The sequence below is a fragment of the Petrachloros mirabilis genome (genome assembly GCF_975968855.1).
Genome location: NZ_CDLUDY010000156.1, coordinates 1 through 4,601, shown reverse-complemented (window position 1 = coordinate 4,601; position 4,601 = coordinate 1). Strand labels below are relative to the sequence as shown.

The 4,601-nt window shown below is 54.4% G+C and carries 7 protein-coding genes and 1 tRNA gene; 1 reads left to right on the top strand and 7 read right to left on the bottom strand.

Annotated elements, in window-relative coordinates; translation table 11 throughout:
* Window positions 1-499, top strand: a 499-nt coding sequence (locus ACWVCN_RS06285; protein ID WP_455244706.1) for a hypothetical protein, incomplete at its 5' end; no start/stop codon positions are given.
* A 50-nt stretch (window positions 500-549) separates the two neighbouring features.
* Here ACWVCN_RS06285 and ACWVCN_RS06280 read toward each other — a convergent pair.
* From ACWVCN_RS06280 to ACWVCN_RS06250, 7 genes are all read right to left on the bottom strand, one after another.
* Window positions 550-1,524 carry a YheT family hydrolase gene (locus ACWVCN_RS06280; protein WP_455244705.1) on the bottom strand — a complete coding sequence of 325 codons (975 nt, stop codon included), beginning with the start codon at window positions 1,522-1,524 and terminating at the stop codon, window positions 550-552.
* Between the two features lie 63 nt (window positions 1,525-1,587).
* Window positions 1,588-1,663 (bottom strand) — tRNA-Asn (locus tag ACWVCN_RS06275).
* Between the two features lie 64 nt (window positions 1,664-1,727).
* On the bottom strand, window positions 1,728-2,063 hold the full coding sequence (locus ACWVCN_RS06270; RefSeq protein ID WP_455244704.1) for a hypothetical protein: 336 nt from the start codon (window positions 2,061-2,063) through the stop codon (window positions 1,728-1,730).
* Window positions 2,064-2,077: 14 nt separating this feature from the next.
* Window positions 2,078-2,356: a hypothetical protein gene (locus ACWVCN_RS06265; RefSeq protein ID WP_455244703.1), complete on the bottom strand. Its 279-nt coding sequence runs from the start codon at window positions 2,354-2,356 to the stop codon at window positions 2,078-2,080.
* An 18-nt stretch (window positions 2,357-2,374) separates the two neighbouring features.
* Window positions 2,375-3,082: a 2-oxoacid:acceptor oxidoreductase family protein gene (locus ACWVCN_RS06260; RefSeq protein WP_455244702.1), complete on the bottom strand. Its 708-nt coding sequence runs from the start codon at window positions 3,080-3,082 to the stop codon at window positions 2,375-2,377.
* A gap of 18 nt (window positions 3,083-3,100) precedes the next feature.
* Window positions 3,101-4,009, bottom strand: a complete 909-nt coding sequence (locus tag ACWVCN_RS06255) for a thiamine pyrophosphate-dependent enzyme (RefSeq protein ID WP_455244701.1) — start codon at window positions 4,007-4,009, stop codon at window positions 3,101-3,103.
* A 57-nt stretch (window positions 4,010-4,066) separates the two neighbouring features.
* Window positions 4,067-4,601, bottom strand: a 535-nt coding sequence (locus tag ACWVCN_RS06250) for a transketolase C-terminal domain-containing protein (RefSeq protein ID WP_455244700.1), incomplete at its 5' end; no start/stop codon positions are given.

Sequence of the window (4,601 nt, the reverse complement as noted above, 5' to 3'; positions counted from 1 at the left end):
GTCAGAATTTCCAACTACCGGAGGACGGGAGGAATTCATGAAGGCGAGAAAATGGATGATGCAATATGGGGTGGCGATAGCGTTGGCGGTTACCTTTGCTGCAGCTTTGGGACATTTGCCTCTCTTCCGTGAGGCAACGGTTGGAAAACTCCATGCGTCAGATCTGGTGCAGTTCTTTGGTTATAGCGGGGCACTGACCATTGCTTGGCTCGGGGCTCGCCAATTGGCGCTTGAACCACCGGACAATTGGAAATGGCTCGCCCCCTACCGTGCTCTGATTCTGCCCGGGGCAACACTCATAACGGTCACTCTTGCTTATGGTGTGTTGTTGTATGTGTGTCAGCCGTTCCTGGGAAAATTTGGTAAGAGTATCTACAATTGGTTTTTCATCGGTGGCATTGTCGGTGCGAGTGCCTGGTTTATTTTTACCTGGGTTCAGAAGTGCGTGCCTGAGGTAGTGGCCACAGAACCAAGGCGAACCAAGAAGTTGGCGGCTTAAACTCTTATTCAGTCGGCGGCCCCGATCTAACGAGGCCGCCGAACCTCTCCTTATCTCATCACGATCTCGACGATTCTATTTTCTGCCCAATATCGATCCTCGCCAGCTTGCTGTCGTTGAAAGAATCCGCAATGGCCTCCGGCAGTTGGCGCAATCAATCTGATGCGGGAATTCTCTTTGATGGCCCGATGGGAAAACATCGAATAGGGAATGAACGGATCGTCTTGAGCCGTAATAATGGTCGAACGAACTTCAATGTTGTGGAGAACATGACAGGCACCGGCACGGTCGTAGTAATCCGCGGCGCTGAGATAGCCACCGTCGGGGGCCGTATAACGATCATCGAATACGCTGATTTGCGAGATACGGTCAAGACCGGAAAGATCCCACTTTCCAGGAAAGAGAGCTGCCTTCCGCCGGAGTCGTGCCTTCAGCTTTGCAAGAAAGTGTTGATGATAGATCCAATTATGGGGATGCTCCAACGCTACAACGCACTGCGTCGGATCGATGTTCGGACAGACGGCAATGACTCCGGCCAGCGCGGGCTCCGTCCGACCTAACTCTCCAGCCGCTTTTAGCACAAGATTACCGCCCATCGAATAGCCGACGAGCCAGATTCGTTTCAGCGCGTCCTTCCTCGCCAACTCTGTGACGATAACCCGGTAATCTCCGCTGAGTCCGCTATTGTAGAGCGTCGGAGTTAGGTGCTCGGTTCCTCCGCAGGTTCGTTGATTCATGCGAATCACGTTCATGCCTGCTCGATAGGCTTTGGAGGCAATGCCGTGCATGTAGGGGGATTCGCTGCAGCCTTCGAGCCCGTGGACGAGAATCACAGTTTGCGACGATTGCCGATCCAACTGCCAGTGGCAATAACCCACAAGCTGTGTGTCGGGAGCCGTGGTGAAGGATCGAGATTCACAAGGGGTCCCGTCCAATAGCGGTCCTCGCGGCCAATAGCGTGGTGTCAACGTCATTAAGTGGCGATTGCGAAGCAGGAATGCTGGCTGAAACAAGGTTGACGGCATGCGTTTATACTAAAAGAAAAAGGGCGCCGTTCCTACTGTGAACAGCGCCCTTCTTAGAGAAATTGGCTCCCCGGGCAGGACTCGAACCTGCGACCAGCCGGTTAACAGCCGGCTGCTCTACCAACTGAGCTACCGGGGAACAAGGGTTCAATTGGATGAGGAGTGCATTCTAGCAAAAGTAGTGGGTACAGTGGAACGCTTTTTTAGACATCGAAATCTTCTGTTTCATCCTCATCGGAAGAGGCGTCCGTGTTTCCTTCGGCTAAGGCGGCGTAGTGTTTAGCCCAGGTGAGGTAAAGATTACCGCTGTCCCGCATGGTATTTGCGGCCTTCAACAGTTTTTCTACGAGTTCCGGATCTTTCCCTGTCAGTTGGATTTCAGCGGCCCGGCGCTCAATGGCCATCGGATATTCGTGGATTAAACCGGCGATCTCTTTCAGGAGCTCATCGAGCACATTGTCTTCACTCTGCATAGGCTGACCCTTTCCGGTTCCAACAAAAAACCCCATAGCGTAGACGCCATGGGGTTTCCCGTTCATAACATCGAATGCAACTAGCCTTGATAGGCTTGTCCGAGGGAGGCAGACTCGCCTTTTCGGCTCATCAATTCCCCGCTGGCGGTCACGGCCTGCATGACGATAGCTTGATGCTTAGCCGCGTTACACACCACCACGCACAATTCGCACCCTTTGCAGCGGTCGATATTGACCTCGGCGACCATCTTGGTGGTGTTCAGGTCCAAGCAGTTAGCTTCCGGGCAGTACATGATGCAGAGACGGCAGCCCTTTTTTGCCGTGCATTTTTCGTCGATGACTTGCGCAACGTTATACATGCGACCTGATTCCTTTTCTTACGCGGCGACGGCCGGGTCTCCGACACGTAGCTCGACCTTGTTTTTTTCCGCCCATTCACTTGCGATTTCGTACGCTCGATTGACGGTGGCGAGGTTTTTCTGAAGAAGCATTTCCTTCTTAGCGAATTTTTTCTTGATCGCTTCGTCCAGCGAAGCGGTACCACCTGAGGCGACAAATTTCTTCCCGAACCGCTCCTGCAGCGCGGCATCCAACGCTTCCAGCGAGACGCACTTGGTGATGCCGGCGACAGAGCCGATCATCGTCATGTTGGTAGACAGCTCCGTTCCCGCAATCTCGATCGCGAGCTCGGTGCCGGCGATGTAGAACACGGCGACGTTGAGGTCTTTCAGCCGTTCGATATCTTCTTGGGAGAGAAGGTTCTCCCCCGAGTTAATAACGACGACGCCGCCCTCTTTGATGCCGGAGTAGAAGGGCATCGTATAACTTTTGCCCATTGTGATGACCTGGGGATGGAACACTTCGATGACGTCTGGAAATACCAACTCACCGCGGTCGTAAATGCGCTCAATGCCGATCCGGCAATAGCTCTCTGCCGGTGCCATCCGCTTTTCCGCGCCGAAAAACGGATTCGAGATCGAAAACTTCCCGTCCCGGTTGGCGGCCATCGCCATAACATGGGCTGCGGTCACGGCTCCTTGGCCTCCCAGACCTGACATGCGGATATTGAGTCGTTTCTTGATCATCTGTAGCCTCCGGTCCGATTAGGCTTGCGCCTGTCCTGCCAATTGTTTTGCAGCGGCTTTCCGTTCTTTATCCTTTGCGGCCAGTTCGGCCAGCAACTGTTTTGCCGGTTCGCTGGTGTATTCTTTGTACGCGAACCGTTCGGTCGGCTTCTCCGAATCGCGCATTTCCTGAAGTCCTTCCATGCTATTCTTCCCGATTTCGAGAATGCAGGGCGTGTAAAGCTGGAGATAGGTCGGGCCGATCTCTCGGGCGACATGGACGGCATTCCTGATCACTTTTTCAATGACGGAAGGCTTGCTGACGGTGCATTGCACGACATAATGGCAGCCGGATTCGCGGGCAATTTCCGGCAGCCGCACTTTGTCAAACAGCTTGCCAACCGGCGCCATCTTTGCGACGAAGCCTTTCTGCATCAAGCCGCTCTCTTGCCCGCCGGTGTTAGCATAGAGCTCGTTATCGAAGCAGATGGTTGTGAATTTTTCCTGGCGGAACCAGGCCTGAAGCGTCATATCGAGGCCGATGTCCACAGTCGCTCCGTCCCCGGCGAGGACGACAACATCTTTCACGCGGTCGGGGAATCGGACGCTCAAGGCCCGTTTCAGTCCAGAGGCGATCGCGTTCTGGTTACCGAACAGAGAGTGAATATTGTGTACGGCTACCATCGGGAACACCAAGCTGGTACAGCCGGTGGAGCCGACCATGACGGTATCTTCCGGGTTTGGCAACGAGGCCAGGATGTACCGGAACGCCATGGATTCTGGGCAGCCTGCGCAGAGCGAATGCTGCTCGATAAGTTCCTTGGCGTTGCCGATATCTTTCCACCCTCGATCTTCCTTGCCGTAGGTGGCGCTTTTCACGAGGTCTTGATAATCCGACGGCATGATGTCGTAGAGGTCATCGGAAATCTTGATGCGTTCTTTGCTCATTATGGCCTCCTCAAATTCGCTCACGTGAGCGAACTGGTTCGCGTTTACGTCGTGAACTCAACTGCCGCGTCCTGCCATGACAAAGGATTTCTTCAGGCCTAACGCGGTCTTGATCTCGTTGACGATAATCTCCGGCGGCATTGTCATGCCTCCGCACACGTGCGGGCCGGCGTGGACACGATGGTGATTCGGAATAGAAGCTTTGATTTCCTTGGCCAACCAGCCGGTCACGTTGAATTCCGGCACGAAGATGTGTTTGGCGTTCTTGGTTGCTTCACGGATTTCGTCATCCGGCCAGGGCCGCAGTGTCTTTACCTTCACGAGGCCGCACCTCACGCCTTCGTCTTCGAGCATGCGGATGGCTTCGCGGCCCTGTGAGACGGCAGTGCCCGAAGCCACAATCATGATGTCGGCATCGGTGTTTTCCGCGTCGATCAAACCATCCAGCCACTTGATCGAATGCTTGCGGGACCGTTCGACAGCCGCCCAGATTTCCTGCTGCCATGAGGCATGTGTGGCGTAGCTGATGTAGTTGCTCTTCATGACGAATGGATCGCGCATCATCCGGACAGGCGGACATTCCATGTCCATG